This window comes from Ruegeria sp. N4 (genome assembly GCF_056531425.1).
In genome coordinates, this window is sequence record NZ_JBQFLT010000004.1 from 206,932 (window position 1) to 226,141 (window position 19,210).

Here is a 19,210-nt window from a genome sequence, read left to right on the forward strand (position 1 = left end):
CTCTCCAACGGGAAACACACCCGCCGAAGAACCGGCGGGCAATCAGATATGGGGTATCGCTTGCGCAGGGCTGGGATCTGGCATCTGGCAGACTCCGAAGTTTGATTGCGTCAGGGGGCCGGATGTAGGGGCCGAGGGTGATTCTGCTCAACCCTTTGTTTCGAGGCGCTTTCAGGTGTTGCCGTTTCGCCACAACAAAAAAGCGCGCCGGATGGCGCGCTTTTGTCGGATCATGTCGGGGGCGATCAGCCGCGCAGAACGCCACCTGTGGCCTTTGTGACCTTGGCGATGATCTTTTCGGCCACCGCTTCGATGTCTTTCTCCTTCAGCGTTGCATCCGTCGGCTGCAAACGCACGGTGATGGCCAGCGATTTCTTACCCTCACCCACGCTGCCGCCGATGAACTCGTCAAAGACGCGCACATCCTCGATCAGCGCCTTGTCGGCACCGGCTGCTGCGTTCACCAGCGTCAGCGCCTCGACGCCTTCATCCACGACAAAGGCAAAGTCCCGCTCGACCGCTTGCAGGTCACGCAGTTCCAGCGCGGCCCGGGTGGCCCCGGATTTGCGCGGCAAGGGCACCTCATCCGGCCAGATGGTAAAGGCCATCGCCGGGCCCTTGATGTCCATCGCCTGCAACACACGCGGATGCAGTTCACCAAAGACGCCCAGCACCTTTTTCGGCCCCAGACAGATCTTGCCGTGACGGCCCGGATGCCACCAGGCATCACCATCGCGCAGAACCTGCACCTTGCCGGGCGCGCCAATGGCGGCCAGCACCGCCTCGGCGTCTGCCTTGGCATCAAACACATCAACTGGACGGGATGCGCCGTGCACGTCCTTGGGCCCACTCCGACCGACCAGCAGGCCGGTGATCTGGGTCTTCTGATCGCCGGGCTCGCCGTCATGGAAGACCGGGCCAACCTCGAACAGGGCTACATCCGCATAGCCACGCGCCTGATTGCGGGCAGCAGCCTGCAACAGACCGGGCAGCAGATCGGGGCGCATATGGCTCATCTCGGACGAGATCGGGTTTTCCAGCTGCGTCGCATCATCGCCACCACCAAACAGCGCCGCCGAGGCCTGATCGATGAAGGTGTACGAGACGCATTCGTTATAGCCCAGCGCCGCACAGGTCCGCCGCGCCATCGACTGACGGCGTTGCGCCGGGGTCATCACCGGCTTGGGGATACCATCCGTCACGCGCGGCAGCGGTTTGCCCTGCAGTTTGGTCAATGATGCAATCCGCGCGACCTCTTCCACCAGATCGGCCTCGCCCATGATATCGGGCCGCCAGCTTGGCACATGCGCCATCTCGCCTTCCAGACGGAAACCCAGACGGGTCAGGGTCTGGCGCTGCTCGCTCTCGGCGATGTCCATCCCGACCAGAGACTGCACCCGCGCCGCATCCAGCTTGTAGGCCCGCGCGTGGTTCGGCGCTTTGCCCGCCTGAACCACGTTCGACGCCTCGCCCCCGCAGATATCCAGAATCATCTGCGTCGCGTGTTCCAAGCCTTCCAGCGTGTATTCCGGGTCTACCCCACGTTCGAACCGATAGCGCGCATCCGAGTTGATCTTGAGCGCCCGCCCGGTCAGAGCGATCTGCACGTGATCCCAGAACGCGCTTTCCAGAAAGACATTCACAGTCTCTTCGGTACAGCCGGTTTCCTCGCCGCCCATGATACCGGCAATCGATTCCGGGCCCTTGTCGTCCGAAATCACCATCATGCCGGGTTGCAGTGTGTATTCTTTCTCATCCAGCGCCACCAGCTTTTCGCCGCCTTTGGCGCGATGCACCCGCAGGTTACCCTGCACCTTGTCAGCGTCGAACACGTGCAGCGGGCGGTTGTGGTCGAAAGTCATATAGTTGGTGATATCCACCAGGGCCGAGATCGGACGCAGCCCGATCGCCTTCAACTGATCCTGCAACCACTGCGGGCTGGGGCCGTTCTTGACGCCACGGATCAAACGCCCGGTGAAATGCGGTGCTCCATCCAGCGTGTCGTCGTCAATCGTCACCTTGATCGGGCTTTCGAAATCGCCGGGCACCGGCGTGTAGTCCCGCTGTTTCAGCGTCCCTATCCCGCGCGCGGCCAGATCGCGGGCAATCCCCTCGACCCCCAGCGCATCGGGGCGGTTCGGCGTGATCGCGATCTCGATCATCGGATCGACCTTGGACGGCTCATTCTCGGCCAGCCAGTCGACGAACCGATCACCAACCGCGCCCGAGGGCAGTTCGATGATGCCGTCGTGCTCGTCCGACAGCTCCAGCTCACGTTCCGAGGCCATCATGCCAAAGCTTTCAACGCCACGGATCTTGCCGACGCTGATGGTCAGGTCCAGACCGGGGATATACATGCCCGGTTTGCAGACCACGACGGTGATGCCTTCGCGCGCGTTCGGGGCACCGCAGATGATCTGCAACTCACCCTCATCCGTGTCCACCTTGCAGACGCGCAGCTTGTCGGCGTCGGGGTGCTTCTCGGCATGTTTCACATAGCCCAGCGTAAAGCCCGCCAGCCGATCCGCCGGGTTCACGATCTCTTCGACCTCAAGGCCAAGATCGGTCAGCGCCTCGGCGATCTCATCAACCGAAGCGTCAGTGTCGAGGTGGTCTTTCAGCCAGGACAGAGTGAATTTCATTGCTCAGGGCCTTTTTTGGCAGATATCCAGTCGGCACAGGCAATGGCAAAGAATGCGCCGGGGTGCAAGCGCTGCGCGTCACGGATAGCTTGGGGTGCGGCCCAAAAGCTCATCCAACTGCCGCCCGATCCAACCATGCGGGATGAAATGCCCGCCCGGATGGGTGTCCAGCACCACATGGCCTTTCGCGCAATCGGTCCATTCCACCCGGCTGAGCGTCAGGATCGGCACCACGCTCCAATCCCCGGCCGGGGTCGCTCCGTTGCAGTTGTACTTTTCCCGCCACAGGGCCACAGGATAGGTGGTGTCGCCGCCCGGCCCAAAGGGGAAATCCATCACCGTGTCACCCGTCCCATGCACATGGCGCACCTGGCGCGGGGCTTGCGGGCAGTGCTCGGTCTGGCGGATGGTTCCGGCCACGCCCAGCAGCGCCGCGATGTCGTCACCCGACTCGCAAGCAAACCGCCACGCCATCGCACCGCCAAAGGAATAGCCCGAGACATAGATGCGCTCGGGATCAATCGGATAGCGTTTGGCGACGTCCTTCAACACCCGGTCGGCAAAACCCACGTCGTCGGTGTCCGAAGTCCAGAAATCCCAGCTTTTGCCCAGCCCGTTCGGAGCCACCAGCAGCACGCCCCGCAGCTTCGTGGCCCCGGCGATGCGCTGATGGTTCACCACCACGGTCCCCTGCCGCGCCCAGCCGTGGAAATGCAGCAGCACCGGCAGCGGCGTTTCGCCATCCCATCCGTCCGGCTCCAGCACATGATACGAGCGATCGCCGACCTGACAGGCAGTATCGCCGTGGCAGGTATCCACAGCAGCGGCTTGGGTGGCGGTCAGCAACAGAAGGCAGAGCAGTCGATAGATCATGCGCCCGACCCTAACGAGACTTTTCGCCCTGTCACCTAACATATCGGTGTAGGAGAAGCGTAGGCCGGGCTTCAGCCCGGCACTCACCCTTCGCAAATGGCGGGTTGAAGCCCGCCCTACATCCCCCAAAATCCGGCCCAAGCACCAAGCCGCGCCATCGCCAGACCGCGGGATGGCGATCCTTGGGTTGTGGTGGGCAATTTATGCTGGCCAAGTCCGTGAAATGTTCAAACGTTGCGCTTGCGGAGACAAATCGCCAGCCCGTGCGGGCGGTCTGGCGATGGCGCGGCGGCCTATGGCCTTGATTCCGCGCTTTCAAGCAACTTAGAAACAAACAGTGAAAATGCTATTCCGCCCTCTATTTATTCGGTTACTTCTTCGCCATGCTTTTCCAAATACTTTTTCACAACATCTTCGATTGCAACCTCGTCAACTGATTTTGCACCAGAAGTTCCAATGTAATCCAGAACGAATACTGTCAGAACGGCAGCTATTATTGGCAAAGCAACAGAGGAAAAAAGTTTATCAAGTTGGCGGCCAGACCATCTAAGAAACCGCTTATAAAGAGTATTCTGGCGATAATCCCGCAACCAACCATGCCCTTTGTAAGTCAGATGGACATTTAAAGCACCGTTCTTCATGAACGCCCCGGTAATCAAATCCTCGGCGCGCATGATACGGAACAGGAAATCTCGTTCAGGAATCGATATCCCCAATTTGTTTTGGGTCGTGTCTTGTCGAGGCTCCGTCGTCGGATAACGAGCATTCCCACTCTCGGCAGTATCATCGAAAGAGGCTCCGGAATTATCCGAAGCCTCAATATACTCCATAATGCGGAGTAACTTCTTCTCGTCCAGCTTCACCGCGACAAACCACCATGCAGGTTCGGCATATCCAGCGCCGCAAACCCGTAGTGCCGCAGCCAGCGCAGATCGCTGTCAAAGAACGCCCGCAAATCCGGGATGCCGTATTTCAGCATCGCCAGACGGTCGATCCCGATGCCGAACGCAAAGCCCTGATAGACCTCCGGATCAATCCCACCCGCAGCGATCACCTTGGGATGGACCATGCCGGAACCCAGAATCTCCATCCAGTCGTCGCCCTCGCCGATCTTCAGCTGACCATTATCCCAGGAACAGCGGATATCGACCTCGGCCGATGGCTCGGTGAAGGGGAAATGCGAGGCGCGGAAGCGCAGCTCGACATCGTCAACCTCGAAAAACGCCTTCACGAACTCTTCCAGAACCCATTTCAGGTTCGCCATCGAGATGTCCTTGTCGATGGCCAGCCCCTCGACCTGATGGAACATCGGCGTATGGGTCTGGTCATAGTCGGCGCGGTAGACGCCGCCCGGACAGATCACGCGGATCGGCGCGCCCTGTTTCTCCATCGACCGGATCTGCACCGGTGAGGTATGGGTGCGCAGCACATGCGGCGGGCGGTTGTCGCCTTCGGCACGGTGCATGTAGAACGTGTCCATCTCGGCCCGCGCGGGGTGGTGGCCGGGGATGTTCAGGGCGTCGAAATTATACCAGTCGGTCTCGATCCGCGGCCCTTCGGCCACCGAGAACCCCAGTTCGGCAAAGATCGCGGTCAGTTCCTCGGTCGCCTGGCTGATCGGGTGGATCGAGCCCTGACGGCGCGCGCGGGTCGGCAGGGTGACGTCCAGCCATTCGGTGCGCAGACGCTCATCCAGCGCGGCATCGGCAAGTGCTGCTTTCTTGGCGGAGAGCGCCGAGTTGATCTCATCCTTCAACGCATTCAGCGCGGGGCCTGCGACCTGACGTTCTTCGGGGGTCATCTTGCCCAGTTCGCGCATCTTCAGCGCGACCTCGCCCTTTTTGCCGACGGCGGCGACGCGGATCGACTCGAGCGTGTTCTCGTCGCCTGCTTCGGCGATCTGACCCAGATATTTTGCCTTGAGATCGTCCATGACGCTTCCTGACCTTGGCCCCTGACTGCTGTTCAGGCTCTGCTATCACAGCGGACCGTGAAAGCAAGAGGGGCCGGGCAATCAGGCGCAGCGCAGCAAAGCGGTGGTTCTGTCCTGCCGCACCGGGCGCGCGGTCTCGCCATAAGTTTCGGGGCAGTCGCGCAGGTTGGGGAACAGGGTCAGGATCTCATCCGTGGCGTCACTGCCCAGACCATCCAGCCCCTCTTGCTCGGGAAAGAAGCTTTCGGACACCAGACCGCTGGTGATCACCAATTGGTGGCGGTCGAACATCATATGGATGTAGCGCACGATATCGCAGGGCACGGCGGTCACGGTCGCGCCGTTGACCTGTGCCTTGGCGGGAACCAGCACCTCATGCTCGCCAAACAGAAGCTGAGCTTGCCAGCCGGTGATCAGAACCTGGTGCTGGGGGGAAATCAGAACGTCATTCTTGGCACCCAGTGTTCCTGCGCTGATCCGGATCGGGGCAAAGCGGCCGCGCCCGGACACCGTGCTGCCCCAGATCCAGCTGATCGGAAGCGGGCCGTTATCAACGGTGTTCACCAGATCCCCGGCTTCAAGCGTTTCGATACGGCGGGGCCCGTCTGGGGTATCCACCAACGTGCCCGCCGTGAAACAGGCGGCGCCACTGTCACCGGGCGAAACGTCGGCATGAACCAGCGTGTTCGGGTTGGGCTGGTTGAACTGCAGGGATGTGGTGGTCGAGCCGGGACCCGTCAGAACAACCAGATTTTCGGACGTCGCCCCCGCAGCCAGCCCATCGATTGCGGTGATATTCTGAGTGCCGCCGCCGATGTCATAGAAGTCAATGACCTGATTGGTGCTTGTGTTGGTCAATGCGACCGCTTCGAAGATCGTATCGTTCACCGGAACAGGCGCATCGGGGTCGGTCAGCAGGAAGGTGAAGTTATCCGCCGAGATGACAAAGACCTGCTCATTGTTGTCCGGGTCGGTTGTCACTACGACGCCGGGATCGGTCAGCGCGATCTCTAACCCGACGGTGCCGTCGCTGTTGTAAAGCGAAACGGTGAAATCTGCCGGATCTTCCGACGCGCCCAGCGCAACTTCGACAAACTCACTCACGCCGGAGGAAACGACAAATGGGTCGGCGTAGTGCAATTCGCTGATGCGGGGCATTCAGAGCATCCTTTGGGGAAAGGTCGTCGCAAATATTAGGACGCTTGTATTCACGAACGGTGAACGCCTTCAATCCACAGGCGATCACAATTTGCGTTACCACACGGCAGCTTACGACGCGCACGCCACCTCACCAAAGGGGTAAGGTGGGCTGCTCGGCGTGTTAGGTCAGTGTCAGTAGCTGTACTGCGGGAACACCCGCGTCAGATCGCCGTTCCAGTCGCCGTTATAGTGATCCAGCAATTCATCTGCCGGAACCTTGCCGGTTTCGATACTGTCTTTCAGCGCATTCAGGAAATGGGTTTCGTCCGGCACCAGACCGCCTGCGCCGGGGAAGGCGCGGGATTTCAGCCCGGATTCCGAGATCGCCACGACCTCGCGCGCCAGATCGTGCATGTTGATGTTGCCGACCCGCGCTTGCAGCCCGTCCTTGGCGGCCTCAACACGCAGCGCTTCGCGGGTTTCGGCATCCCAGCCCTTGACCAGATCCCAGGCTGCATCCAGCGCGCCCTGATCGTAGGTCAGACCAACCCAAAAGGCAGGCAGCGCACAAAGCCTGCGCCACGGGCCGCCATCAGCGCCGCGCATCTCCATGAATTTCTTGATCCGCGCTTCGGGGAAGGCGGTGGTCAGATGGTCGGCCCAATCGGACAGGGTCGGTGTTTCGCCCGGCAATGCGGGCAGCTTGCCTTGCAGGAAGTCACGGAAGGACATGCCCAAAGCATTCACATACTGACCGTCGCGATAGACAAAATACATCGGCACATCGAGCGCATATTGCACGTAGCGCTCGAACCCGAACCCGTCTTCGAACACGAAGGGCAACATGCCCGTACGCGCATCATCGAGATGCCGCCAGATATAGCTGCGCCAGCTTTTCTGGCCGTTGGGCTTGCCCTCGAAGAACGGAGAGTTGGCGAACAGCGCCGTTGCCACCGGCTGCAACGCCAGCGCCACGCGCAGTTTCTGCACCATGTCGGCCTCGGAGCCGAAGTCGATATTGACCTGAACGGTGCAGGTGCGCCGCATCATGGCGCGGCCCATGGTGCCGACTTTCTCCATATAGTCGTTCATCAGCCGATAGCGGCCCTTGGGCATCAGCGGCATTTCCTCATGGGTCCAGATCGGGGCCGCGCCCAGACCGATGAAGCCCACGCCGATCTCGTCAGCGATGTCCTTTACCTCGCGCAGGTGGGTGTTCACCTCGTCGCAGGTCTCGTGGATCGTTTCCAGCGGTGCCCCCGACAGCTCCAGCGCGCCACCGGGTTCGAGGCTGACATTCGCCCCGTCTTTCTCCAGACCGATCAGCTTGCCGCCTTCGCGCACTTCGGCCCAGCCGTGCCGATCCCGCAGACCTTCCAGCACCGCCACGATAGACCGAGTGCCTTCGAATGGCAGCGGTTTCAGGGTGTCCTTGCAATAGCCGAACTTTTCATGCTCGGTGCCGATGCGCCAATCCTGCTTGGGCTTGCAGCCCGATTCCAGGTATTCGGCCAATTGCTCATGACGTTCGATCGGTCCGCCGCCGGACTGGGGGATGGACATGAATCGCGCTCCGATCCTGATGTGTCTGTCTGGTTGGTCAGTCGTGGGGGCAAACCGCGCCAGTGTCAATGCAGCCTGAGATGCGCCGGGCGCGAGGGCCTGCGTTCCCAGATCACCACCGGATGGCTCGCGCCACCGTTCAACTCCGCCAGCATTTGTTCGGCTTTCAATCCCGGCAGGGCCGAGAAGACATCGAACAGCGCCTCGGCCCCTTCGGCATTCACAGGAATGTGAAGCAGAGGCTGGCCCGGTTGTTCCAGCACCCAATGCGCCGGGGTCGAGGTCGGGTCGAGCGCCAGCCGCTCAATCTCGCGTGTGGCGACCATGCCGCCGTCCAGCGGGCCAAAGTAGTTGATCTGACCTTCGTCGACGGTGACAACACCCTGCCCGCCCGACCCGGTCCGGAACCGCCCGCGCTGCACCCCGATCACCGCCAGCGCCACCGCGACGGCCACAAGCACCCAGCCGAGCCAGCCCAGCAATCCACCGGGCCCGCTGATCCAACTGAGGCCGAGGATCAGGACAAACCCGGCCACCAACACTTCACGCCAGCGCCACAGGGCCTGTTTTGCTTCGGGTCGGATAAAGCTCATTCGACAACTAGGCTTTCTATCCCCCGATAGGGTGCCGGGATACTCTCAAACTGCATTTCTCCAAAGTCTCCGATCAGTTTGTTGCCGTCTGAGGTCTTACGAAACAACTTTGCCCCTTCGCAGTGATAACAACTCAAAAGCACCGCAGGCTTACCTCTTCTTTCGTCGTCCGATTTACGCAGTCTCGCGATTTCTTGTTCAGTAGTATTCTGCCATTCAGCCCGAGGTCTCCAGTGCAACCACGGCTTTTTGGATCTATCCAATTTGAAACCAGATCTCAGAGTTTCAATGCCTCGGCCATCTGCGGTGCCCCGAAACGAAACGGTCGTGTTATCAACAAAAACCCCCCGCATGAGTACGAGTCCGGATATGGGAAGTACTCCAATGCCGTAAAATATGGCGGCCTGCTGACCGCCATAAAAAGTTTGGAGGAGTTTTTTTGCATCCCGCCATATAAGAAATGGCGACCGTCTGGAGAAAGTGCGCAATCGCTTTCGTAAATACGGGTCTTTATCCACTGCCCAACGGCAAAATTATCACCATTGGTCTGCCAATGGATCAAACGATAAAGACTGTTACTCGCCCGATAGAGTATTACTGCGGTGCTGGACTCAGTTGAGAAGAATAGATGAAGTTCCTGTCTCGGCTTTTGGTTCACGCCCAATCCCCCAACGCCTGCTGCCACATTGTCAGCGCCGCCACCGCCGCCGTATCGGCCCGCAGGATACGGGGGCCAAGGCTGACCACATGCGCAAAGGGCAGCGCCGCCAGACGCGCGCGTTCCTTGTCCGAGAATCCGCCCTCGGGACCCACCAGAATGGCCCATGGCTGACCCTTTTCGTTGGCCGCCAACCGCAGGGCCGAGCCCACCTCGGCCTCATTACAGAACATCAACTGACGCCCCTCGGGCCACGCGTCCAGTACACGATCCAGTCGCTGCAGATCAGCGACCTCGGGCACAAACGTACCGCCGCATTGCTCGGCTGCCTCAACCGCATGGGCCTGCAAACGGTCCTGTCGGATGCGTTCGGAATTTGTGAACTCGGTCTGCACGGGCACAATCCGCGCCGCGCCCATTTCCGCTGCTTTTTCAACAATGAAATCCGTGCGGGCCTTTTTGATCGGCGCGAACAGAAACCACAGATCGGGCGGCAATTGCAGCGGCCTGGTCTGCCGCTGACAGGTCAGAACACCACCGCGCTTTCCGGCCTCGGCGACCTCGGCCAGCCATTCGCCATCCTTGCTGTTGAACAACGCCACAGGGCCGCCAACCGACAGGCGCATGACGCCGAACAGGTAATGCGCCTGCTCGCGCGTCAATTCAACCGATTGCCCCTGACCCAAGGGCTGCTCTACATACAGTCTGATCTTCGCACTCATGAGACCTTACATATGCAAGGCAATGCCCCAACACCAGATGGTCAGGTCGCCGATGCCGTAACCGGCAACTGGGTCGACACCTATGCCCCCGCTTTCGCGCGCCCCTACCTGCGCCTCAGCCGTGCCGACCGACCCATCGGAACATGGCTTTTGCTGATTCCCTGCTGGTGGGGTCTGGCGCTGGCCATCCTGCACGACGGGCAAGCGCGGTTGGAGGATCTGTGGATCGCCATCGGATGCGCGCTGGGCGCGTTCCTGATGCGCGGGGCGGGGTGCACCTGGAACGACATCACTGACCGAGAGTTCGACGCGCAAGTCGAACGCACGCGGTCGCGCCCGCTGCCCGCAGGTCAAGTCACGGTGCGGCAGGCGATGGGCTGGATGATCCTGCAATGTCTGCTGGCGTTGGGCATCCTGCTCAGCTTCAATCAGGCGGCAATTGCGATGGGAGTGCTGTCGCTGCTGCCGGTGGCGATCTACCCGTTTGCCAAGCGCTTTACATGGTGGCCGCAGGTGTTTCTGGGGCTGGCCTTCAACTGGGGCGCGCTGCTGGCCTGGGCGGCGCATACCGGATCAGTGGGCTGGCCCGCGATCACCCTATATCTGGCGGGCATCGCGTGGACGCTGTTTTATGACACCATCTACGCCCATCAGGACGCCGAGGATGACGAACTGGTCGGCATTAAATCCACCGCGCGCCTGTTCGGGACCGATACGGCAAAATGGCTCAAATATTTTCTGGCCGCCACCGTTTCGCTGATGGGGCTGGCGATCATCGACGCGCTGGTTCCCGGCGGGTCGATTCTGGTGCTGGTTATCGCCCTTGGCGGCCCATGGGCGATGGGCTGGCACATGATGTGGCAATTGCGCGGTCTGGATCTGGAAAACAATGCCAAGCTGCTGCAATTGTTCCAGTCGAACCGGGACACCGGCCTTATTCCGCTGATCTTCCTCTGCGTCGCGCTGCTGCTCTGATTGCACCTGCGGACCGGGGTCTGTAAGAGTCCGCCCAAACGCCTGAGGAGTCACTAGCCCGCACATGCGTCTGCCGTATTTTCTGTCCGTGTCCCTGATCTTTCTTGTATCCGCAGGGGTGTCACTGCTGGCGGCCGGTTTTGCCGTCACCAAGATCGAGGAAAGCTCGGAATTTGCTGTGCGGCGGGCCCTGGACCTGAAGGGCCATGACTGGGCCGAAGTCCAGTCAGACGGGCTGCGCGTGGTGCTGACCGGCATCGCACCGGACGAGGCCACACGGTTCAATGCCCTGACCGCTGCGGGAACCGAGGTCGATACCTCGCGCGTCATCGACGAGATGGAGGTCACCGCCACCACCGCGCTGGCCGCGCCGCGCTTTTCGGTCGAGATTCTGCGCAATGACAGCGGTATCTCGGTCATTGGCCTGTTCCCGGCCAGCGAAAGCCGCGATGACCTTGTCGACAGGCTTAGCGATCTGGATCGCGCGGCCCCTGTTGCGGATCTGATGGAAACTGCCGACTACCCGAAACCCGATGGCTGGGATGAGGCGATTGCCTATGCGGTCAGCGCCCTGTCGCGCCTGCCGCGTGCAAAGATCTCGGCTAGCCCGGGGTTGGTGAAAGTGACCGCCATTGCCGACAGCCAGGCCGAAAAAGAACAGCTGGAACAGGACCTGACCCGCGCCGCGCCGCCCAGCCTGCGCATCGGCCTGTCGATCTCGGCCCCGCGCCCCGTCATCACTCCGTTCACCCTGCGTTACCTGATCGGCGCGGATGGTGGCCAGTTTGACGCCTGCTCGGCCCAGGATGAAGAGGCGCGGGATCAGATCATTGCCGCCGCGCAGCAGGCCGGTCTGAGCACGACATATACCTGCACCATCGGTCTGGGTGTGCCGTCGCCCCGTTGGGCAGACGCGGCAACCCTTGGCATCAAGGCGCTGGCCGAGATTGGGCAGGGATCGATCACCCTGTCCGATGCAGATATCACCCTGATTGCCGCGCAAGGAACCAATCCCGCCCTGTTCGACCGTGTGGTGGGCGAACTGGAAAACGCCCTGCCCGAGGTCTTCGCCCTGCACGCCGTACTGCCCGAGCCCGAGGACGAAGAACCCGCAGGCCCGATTGAGTTTTCAGCCACGCGCAGCCCCGAAGGGCTGGTGCAATTGCGCGGTCGCGTGGGCGATGAAACCCTGCGGGACATGGCCGACAGCTATGCCCGAGCCGCCTTTGGGTCGGAACAGGTTTATACAGCCACCCGCGTCGTTCCTGATCTGCCCGCAGACTGGCCTGTCCGTGTTCTGGCGGGGCTTGAGGCGCTGTCGCTTCTGCAAAACGGCGCTTTGACCGTGACACCGGAATCAGTGGACCTGAGCGGCAACAGCCATGATGAAGACGCCAAGGCCCGCATCGCCGGAATGTTGTCCGAGAAATTGGGCGAAGCGCAGGATTTCACCCTGTCCATCACCTATGTACCGCCGCCGGAACCCGAGGACGCTCTGCCCGATCCCGAGCTGTGCGAGGAACGGATTGCCGAGGTACAGAAAGCCAGCAAAATCGCGTTCGAGCCCGGCTCGGCCACAATCGCGGCGGACTCGCGCGATGCGGTGAACCAGATCGCCGATATCCTGCGCGAATGCGGCCCGATCCGATTGGAAATCCAGGGCCATACTGACAGTCAGGGTCGCGAAGAAATGAACCAGCAACTCAGCCAGGCGCGCGCGCAATCCATCCTGAACGAATTGCGCGGGCGGCGGATTCCGACCTCAAGCTATACCGCCGTCGGGTATGGGGAAACGCAGCCCATCGCCGACAATGACAGCGAAGCGGGCCGCGAGGAAAACCGCCGGATCGAGTTCCGCCTGATCCGCCCGGAACCGGTCGAAAACACCGAAACCGGGCTTGAAGCGCTGGAAACCGGCGCGACCGAGCCGGACCAGACCGACACGACCGCACCGGATGCGGATGCAGAGGATCAATAGAGTGAACAGAACCGAATTCATCATCGCCACCGCCGTCATCCTGTTCGCGGCCTTCTGCATGGGCTGGTTCGCCAACTGGTTGGCCCACCGCCTGTCCCGCGTGCGCCAAAGCGACGTGGCCGATCTGGACCGGATGAGCCAGGAGCTGCACGAGGCCGAAGAAACCCGCGATCAGGCGATTACCTACCTGCAACAGCGCGAAGCCGAACTGACAAACCAGTTAACCCAGACCGAAGCGGAACTCGCCGCCGCCATGGACGGCCTGCGCGCCGCCCGGCAAGAGGCCGAAGAACTGCGCGGACGCATCAACAACGCGGACTAGGATTTTCCTCAGAGTTGAGACCTTCGGGCTTACCAACTGTTGAACGTCACCCGAACCTGACGCAACCGCCATAGTTGGATCAGTAACAAGGTGAGCGCTCGACATCAGAGATGTGCCCGAGTCAAACATCTTTGGAGCAAAGAGATCAGGCGCAGAAGTACTGATCTGTACGGCGCTCTTTAGGAAGTGTCGGCTATAAGCCCTAGGTGTCAGATGCTGCGGCAACAACGAACGTCGGTTTTTCGCGCTATGATCAAAAACCAGAGCTGGTCTCGAACAACATTGCACGCAGAAATACAGTAGCGCGACTTACTCACCTGTATCGAGTGGTTGATGACGGCCTCACTGGCTTAGGATAAAGTGAACCTATGAAATGTAGTCAATGTGAACGGCCAGCGCTCTACGAATACGATAACGGGCTGTATCTGTGCCTGTCCTGCAATGCGATCCTGCAAGAAAACAATTACCGTGGCTTCCTGATGAACGCTGCTATGATGAACCATGCCATGGATGAAATGGACATGGTGACGGGCATTCCTCTGGGAGGTGGTAGAATCCCGGTTAGCGCGCTAGCCCAAGCAATGAGCCGCCCCATGACAAACAACCATATCACCATCTCAAATTCATCCGTGGGCGTTTTGAACACTGGTGACCTAGCGAAGATCAATGCAGTTATAACGATCACGGAAGGAAGTGACGCTGAGGAGCTGGGTCACACCATCAAAGACTTCGCGCAAGCTGTGGTCGATTCCGATGAGATCACGAAAGAGGAAAAGCACGAGGTAGGCGAACTGCTCGGGACCCTGTCGGAGCAGATCGCCGCAAAGCGTTCTAAACCTGTGATCGGAAGCGTTCTCAAAGGAATCGAGGAGCGGATAAAGTCCGTGAATGTGTTGTGGGGCTTCGCTGAGAAAATTGGTAAGCTACTAGCAGACCTTGGAATTACAGCTTGACGTTCTGGCACGTGGCGCAGGTCAAGACCCCTCTACCGTGCCTCTCGACACTCCTGTTTGTCCTTCGCCCTAGCCAGTACCTCACCAATCGCGAGAAGCCCCGTCCGACGGCACTGGCGGCTTCTTCTGACGCTCGGCCACCACTCCCGCTCGTTGATCCGCAACACTGCTATTTCCGAGTGTTTCGTGACCAGCACGTTCTTGAAGCTGACATTGGCGCGTGTGGGTTTAACGACAACTTGGTCCCGCACTGCCGACACTGGATCAGCAATACACGGTGTTCGGGCCAATGCTACGTGTCGGGTCACGCTGCATTGATTCAGAAATTTCGCATCAAGACTCAGAGAGTTGCGACGTTCCATCCCAACGGGTCAGCGCGTCTTCGTCCTCATCCTTGGCGGCGACCCATTCTGCACCGGAATTGGTGATCTCTTTCTTCCAGAACGGAGCGCGGGATTTGAGGTAGTCCATCAGAAACTCAGCCGCCTCGAACGCATCCTTGCGATGCCGCGCAGCGGTGGCGACCATCATGATGCGGTCGCCCGGAGCAAGTCGTCCGTGGCGGTGAATAACCAGCACGTCGCCCAACGACCAGCGCGCGCGCGCCTCTTCCGCGATCTTGGTCAGGGCACGTTCGGTCATGCCAGGATAATGCTCGATCTCCATCACATCCAGATCGCCCGAGGCCAGATCGCGCACCACCCCAGTAAAGGTCACAATGGCGCCGTTGGCGTCGTCACCGGCAGCAAAAGCATTGGCCTCGGCCCCCAGATCAAATGGCGCTTCCTGAACCGCGATACGCATCTCAGCCACCGGTCATGGGCGGGAAAAATGCAACCTCGCGCACCCCGGCCAGCGAGGCGTCGAAGTCGGACAATTCCTGATCCAGCGCCACGCGCAGGGCCGAGATGTCGGCAAAGGCGGCGGCATAGCGATCTTCACGTGCGCTAAGCTCGGCGACCAGCTCGGACACGGTCGCAGCCTCGGTCTCGACCTTTTCTTTCGGCAGTCCGATGCGTTCGCGCACCCAGGCGAAATACAGCACGTCCATCGCTTAGCTCTCCTTCAAATGGGGCATGGCTTTACGTAGGTAGTCGTAGCCGGTGATCAATGTCAGAGTCGCGGCGATCCAAAGCAGCCACAACCCGATCTGGCCCGACCAATACATGCCCTCCAACGTCCAGGCGATGTTGTTTACATCCTCGATCTGGCCGGTCAGAACCTGATCGATGGTCGGCGCGTCCATGCCGAACGTTGCCATCACAAAGTAGTGTTCAAAGATCCCCTGCGAAAACAGAATTGCAATGGCGAACATCTGCGCCGTGGTCTTCCATTTTGCCAGCTTTGTTACCTTGAGCGTCCCGGCAACATCCCCCAGATATTCGCGCAGGCCCGAGACAAAGACCTCACGAAACAGGATCACGGTGGCGGGCAGCACCAGCCACGGGGTCCAGTGCTCGGTCGAGTATCCCACAAGGATCATCAGCGCGATCACCACCATCGCCTTGTCGGCAATCGGATCCAGCATCGCTCCGATCTTGGTTTCCTGCTTCCACGCGCGGGCCAGATAGCCATCGAACCAGTCCGTGATCGCCGCCGACATGAACAGGATCAGGGCAAACCAGTCTGCGTAGGGGCGGGTGAAATACAGAAACATCACGGCCAGACCGGGTGCCGCCAGCAGGCGCAGCAGGGTCAGAATATTGGGCAAGTTCCACTTCATGCGCAGACCCTACATCGCCGGGTCAGGACAGAAAAGACGAACACGCAAAAAACTGCACCAATCACAGGCGGTTGTTCAAAGCGACACGGGCTCGGTGCGGGGCTGCATTGCCTCTTGGCCCCAGGTCGGAATGACGTCAGATTGCGGGTGACTTGGCCAAGGGCGACATATGACCCCGAATATTCAAACCGACGCGCGTGCGAACCTGACGGGCAGCGCGTGGATGATCGGCGCGATGGCGTGTTTCGCGCTAGAGGACGCGCTGTTGAAGGCTGCCGCCCTGACGCTGCCGATCTGGCAGATTCTGGTCCTGTTCGGTGCGGGCGGCGCGGTGATTTTTGCCAGTGTCGCGTTTGCGCGTGGCACACGGTTATGGCAGCCCGACGTGCTGTCGCCCGCGATGAAAATCCGCGCCGTGTTCGAGATTCTGGGACGCCTGTTCTACATACTGGCCTTCACGCTGACCCCCTTGTCCTCGGCCACCGTGATCCTGCAGGCCACCCCGCTGGTCGTCGTCGCCTGCGCCGCGCTGTTGTTCGGCGAAACCGTCGGCTGGCGACGGTGGAGCGCCATTCTCGTCGGTCTGCTCGGCGTTGTGATCATCATCCAACCAACAGGGAATAGTTTCACGCTGCTGTCTCTGCTGGCCGTGTTTGGCATGTTGGGATTTGCCGGGCGCGATCTGGCCAGCCGTGCCGCCCCGGCCAGTCTGGGCACCGAAGTGCTGGGGTTCTATGGCTTTGCCTGCGTGATCATCGCCGGGTTTGCCTATAGCTTTTGGGAACAGGTCCCGGTCGCCGCGATGAATTTGAACACAGGCCTGCACGTTGCCGGAGCCGTGGGTTTCGGAACAATCGCCTATGCATCGCTGATGAAAGCCATGCGCACCGGAGAGGTCTCAGCCGTCACGCCGTTCCGCTATTCCCGCCTGCTGTTCGGTGTGGCGTTGGGCGTGGTGATGTTCGGAGAACGTCTGGACCAGACCATGTGGATCGGTTCCGCACTGATCGTCGCCTCGGGGCTGTATATCCTGTGGCGCGGGCGGCGGGTTTAGCCCTTGTCGTGGAAGAAATCGTAAACCTTCTGTGCCAACCCGGCTGAGATCCCCTCGACCGCTTTCAGATCCGCCAGATTGGCCCGGCTGACCGCCTTGGCACTGCCGAAATGCGCCAGCAGGGCACGTTTGCGCGCCGCCCCCACGCCGGGGATTTCGTCCAGCGGGGTCGCGCCCACAGCCTTGGCCCGTTTGGCGCGATGGGTGCCGATGGCAAAGCGGTGCGCCTCATCCCGCAGACGCTGGATGAAATACAGCACCGGGTCATTGCGTTTCAGCGCAAAGGGGCGCTGGCCGGTGCGGTGAAATTCTTCCTTGCCGTGGTCACGGTCGACACCTTTGGCGACGCCGACCATGGGGATATCCTCGACCCCATATTCCACCATGATCTCATGCACCGCACTCACCTGCCCTGCGCCGCCGTCGATCAGCAGCAGATCGGGCCATAACCCTTTGTCCCGATCCGGGTCTTCCTTTTGCAGGCGGGTGAAACGGCGGGTCAGAACCTCTTTCATCATGCCAAAGTCATCGCCCGGCGTCAGGTCATCACCCCGGATGTTGAACTTGCGATAGGCGTTTTTCATGAACCCCTCGGGACCGGCCACGATCATGCCGCCCACCGCATTGGTGCCCTGAATATGAGAGTTGTCGTAAACCTCGATCCGCGCCGGAGGCCCGTCCAGATCAAACGCCTCGGCCACGCCGCGCAGCAGCTTGGTCTGCGTGGCACTTTCCGACATGCGCCGCGCCAGCGATTCACGCGCATTGCGCAGGGCACCGGCGACCAGCTCCTGTTTCTCGCCACGCTGAGGCACCAGAATTTCCACCTTGCGGCCTGCTTTCTCGGTCAGCGCTTGCTGCATCAGATCGGCGTTTTCGATCCCGTCCGACAGGATCAACTGCCGCGGCGGTTCCTTGTTGTCGTAAAACTGGCCAAGGAATGCCTCCATCACCTCGGCCGGGGACACATCGGGCCCCACGCGCGGATAGAAATCCTTGTTGCCCCAGTTCTGGTTGGCCCGGATGAAAAACACCTGCACACAGGCCTGCCCGCTATCCATATAAAGGCCGATCACATCCGCCTCGGCCACGCCGCGCGGGTTGATGCCCTGAGACGTCTGCACCTGCGTCAGCGCCCGGATGCGGTCGCGCAGACCGGCGGCGCGTTCGAACTCCATCGCCTCGGACGCAGCCATCATCTGTTCGGCCAGTTCCTCCTGCACCTTGGTCGAACGCCCCGACAGGAAGCGTTCCGCATCCCTGACGCTTTCGCGGTAATCGTCTTCGGAAATCAACCCGACGCAAGGCCCCGAGCACCGCTTGATCTGATACAGCAGACAGGGCCGCGTGCGGCTGTCGAACATGGAATCCGAACAATTGCGCAGCAGGAATGCCTTTTGCAGCTGGTTCAGCGTCCGGTTCACTGCGCCTGCACTGGCGAACGGCCCGAAATAGGCACCCTTTTCCTTTTTTGCCCCGCGATGTTTCTTGATCTGCGGAAAGGCATGATCCTTGGCGACCAGAATGTTCGGGAAACTTTTGTCATCCCGCAGCAGCACGTTGTATTTCGGCTTGAGCTGCTTGATCAGGTTCTGTTCCAGCAGCAGCGCCTCGGTCTCGGTCCGTGTGGTCAGGAACATCATCGAAGCCGTCGCGGCGATCATCTTCTCGATCCGCCCCGAATGCCCGGGGCGCGTGTAATTCGATACCCGCGCCCTGAGGTTCCGCGCCTTACCCACGTACAGAACCCGACTGTCCCCATCCAGCATCCGATACACACCCGGAGAGCTGTCCAGCGTTTTCACGTAACGCTGAATGCAGGCATAGCCGGTTGGCTGAGTGTCCGAAGTTGATTCGCTGTGGGAGGTCATGGCCCTGAGATATGATTCCCTGACAATGGCTGCAATCTTGCGCGTCTCAGTTCAAGAGAAAACAAATCCACGGTTTCTGTGGATAAGTGTGAAGATAAGTTTCCGTGAGGCTGGATTTTTCCTTGTTTCTTTGCTGTTTCGTCAAGTTGCACAAAAAATAGGCAATGCCATATCGTATTGTTTTTAAATGTTATTTTTTTGAGCACTTAG

General features: G+C 60.3%; 18 protein-coding genes. 5 read left to right on the plus strand and 13 right to left on the minus strand.

The genetic code is table 11. The annotated features are described in order from the left end of the window. Positions 1-245 precede the first annotated feature (245 nt). The 9 genes from pheT to ACR0LW_RS08980 all read right to left on the minus strand — a co-directional run bounded on the left by pheT (position 246) and on the right by ACR0LW_RS08980 (position 10,124). A complete protein-coding gene (gene pheT / locus ACR0LW_RS08940) occupies positions 246-2,642 on the minus strand; it encodes a phenylalanine--tRNA ligase subunit beta (RefSeq protein WP_480882316.1) in 2,397 nt (798 codons plus the stop codon). A 78-nt stretch (positions 2,643-2,720) separates the two neighbouring features. Beyond that, a complete protein-coding gene (locus ACR0LW_RS08945) occupies positions 2,721-3,515 on the minus strand; it encodes a CE1 family esterase (protein WP_480882317.1) in 795 nt (264 codons plus the stop codon). 362 nt (positions 3,516-3,877) lie between these two features. Next, on the minus strand, positions 3,878-4,378 hold the full coding sequence (locus ACR0LW_RS08950; RefSeq protein ID WP_170522108.1) for a hypothetical protein: 501 nt from the start codon (positions 4,376-4,378) through the stop codon (positions 3,878-3,880). Next, positions 4,375-5,448: a phenylalanine--tRNA ligase subunit alpha gene (pheS, locus tag ACR0LW_RS08955; RefSeq protein WP_170453215.1), complete on the minus strand. Its 1,074-nt coding sequence runs from the start codon at positions 5,446-5,448 to the stop codon at positions 4,375-4,377. The genes ACR0LW_RS08950 and pheS overlap by 4 nt, the downstream gene beginning before the upstream one ends. A gap of 81 nt (positions 5,449-5,529) precedes the next feature. Further along, positions 5,530-6,606 (minus strand): Hint domain-containing protein, encoded by a 1,077-nt coding sequence (locus ACR0LW_RS08960; RefSeq protein ID WP_480882318.1) that lies wholly within the window; start codon positions 6,604-6,606, stop codon positions 5,530-5,532. A gap of 174 nt (positions 6,607-6,780) precedes the next feature. Next, the gene (locus ACR0LW_RS08965; RefSeq protein ID WP_480882319.1) at positions 6,781-8,151 is read right to left on the minus strand and encodes a glutamate--cysteine ligase; all 1,371 of its coding nucleotides are present in this window, start codon (positions 8,149-8,151) and stop codon (positions 6,781-6,783) included. A gap of 65 nt (positions 8,152-8,216) precedes the next feature. Next, complete coding sequence (locus ACR0LW_RS08970) at positions 8,217-8,744, minus strand: hypothetical protein (RefSeq protein WP_480882321.1); 528 nt, start codon at positions 8,742-8,744, stop codon at positions 8,217-8,219. Further along, complete coding sequence (locus tag ACR0LW_RS08975; RefSeq protein ID WP_480882322.1) at positions 8,741-9,262, minus strand: hypothetical protein; 522 nt, start codon at positions 9,260-9,262, stop codon at positions 8,741-8,743. The genes ACR0LW_RS08970 and ACR0LW_RS08975 overlap by 4 nt, the downstream gene beginning before the upstream one ends. Before the next feature lie 136 nt (positions 9,263-9,398). Next, entirely contained in the window at positions 9,399-10,124 is a 726-nt protein-coding gene (locus ACR0LW_RS08980) for a 16S rRNA (uracil(1498)-N(3))-methyltransferase (RefSeq protein WP_480882324.1), read from the minus strand. Positions 10,125-10,136: 12 nt separating this feature from the next. On the opposite strand from ACR0LW_RS08980, the gene ubiA reads away from it, so the two are divergent. From ubiA to ACR0LW_RS09000, 4 genes are all read left to right on the plus strand, one after another. Next, positions 10,137-11,099 carry a 4-hydroxybenzoate octaprenyltransferase gene (gene ubiA / locus ACR0LW_RS08985; protein WP_480882326.1) on the plus strand — a complete coding sequence of 321 codons (963 nt, stop codon included), beginning with the start codon at positions 10,137-10,139 and terminating at the stop codon, positions 11,097-11,099. A gap of 64 nt (positions 11,100-11,163) precedes the next feature. Beyond that, positions 11,164-13,077 (plus strand): OmpA family protein, encoded by a 1,914-nt coding sequence (locus ACR0LW_RS08990; RefSeq protein ID WP_480882327.1) that lies wholly within the window; start codon positions 11,164-11,166, stop codon positions 13,075-13,077. Position 13,078: 1 nt separating this feature from the next. Further along, the gene (locus ACR0LW_RS08995; RefSeq protein ID WP_170453223.1) at positions 13,079-13,399 is read left to right on the plus strand and encodes a prefoldin domain-containing protein; all 321 of its coding nucleotides are present in this window, start codon (positions 13,079-13,081) and stop codon (positions 13,397-13,399) included. A 479-nt stretch (positions 13,400-13,878) separates the two neighbouring features. Beyond that, a complete protein-coding gene (locus ACR0LW_RS09000) occupies positions 13,879-14,352 on the plus strand; it encodes a hypothetical protein (RefSeq protein ID WP_480882329.1) in 474 nt (157 codons plus the stop codon). Between the two features lie 333 nt (positions 14,353-14,685). On the opposite strand, the gene ACR0LW_RS09005 is transcribed toward ACR0LW_RS09000, so the two are convergent. The 3 genes from ACR0LW_RS09005 to pgsA are packed head-to-tail and all read right to left on the minus strand — an operon-like array spanning position 14,686 to position 16,075. Then, entirely contained in the window at positions 14,686-15,156 is a 471-nt protein-coding gene (locus ACR0LW_RS09005) for a molybdopterin synthase catalytic subunit (protein ID WP_170624137.1), read from the minus strand. 1 nt (position 15,157) lies between these two features. Next, complete coding sequence (moaD, locus tag ACR0LW_RS09010; protein ID WP_480882332.1) at positions 15,158-15,403, minus strand: molybdopterin converting factor subunit 1; 246 nt, start codon at positions 15,401-15,403, stop codon at positions 15,158-15,160. A 3-nt stretch (positions 15,404-15,406) separates the two neighbouring features. Next, complete coding sequence (gene pgsA / locus ACR0LW_RS09015; protein ID WP_170453227.1) at positions 15,407-16,075, minus strand: CDP-diacylglycerol--glycerol-3-phosphate 3-phosphatidyltransferase; 669 nt, start codon at positions 16,073-16,075, stop codon at positions 15,407-15,409. Between the two features lie 169 nt (positions 16,076-16,244). On the opposite strand from pgsA, the gene ACR0LW_RS09020 reads away from it, so the two are divergent. Then, entirely contained in the window at positions 16,245-17,129 is an 885-nt protein-coding gene (locus ACR0LW_RS09020) for a DMT family transporter (RefSeq protein ID WP_480882334.1), read from the plus strand. On the opposite strand, the gene uvrC is transcribed toward ACR0LW_RS09020, so the two are convergent. Further along, a complete protein-coding gene (gene uvrC / locus ACR0LW_RS09025; RefSeq protein ID WP_480882335.1) occupies positions 17,126-19,000 on the minus strand; it encodes an excinuclease ABC subunit UvrC in 1,875 nt (624 codons plus the stop codon). The genes ACR0LW_RS09020 and uvrC overlap by 4 nt on opposite strands. Between the last annotated feature and the right edge of the window lie 210 nt (positions 19,001-19,210).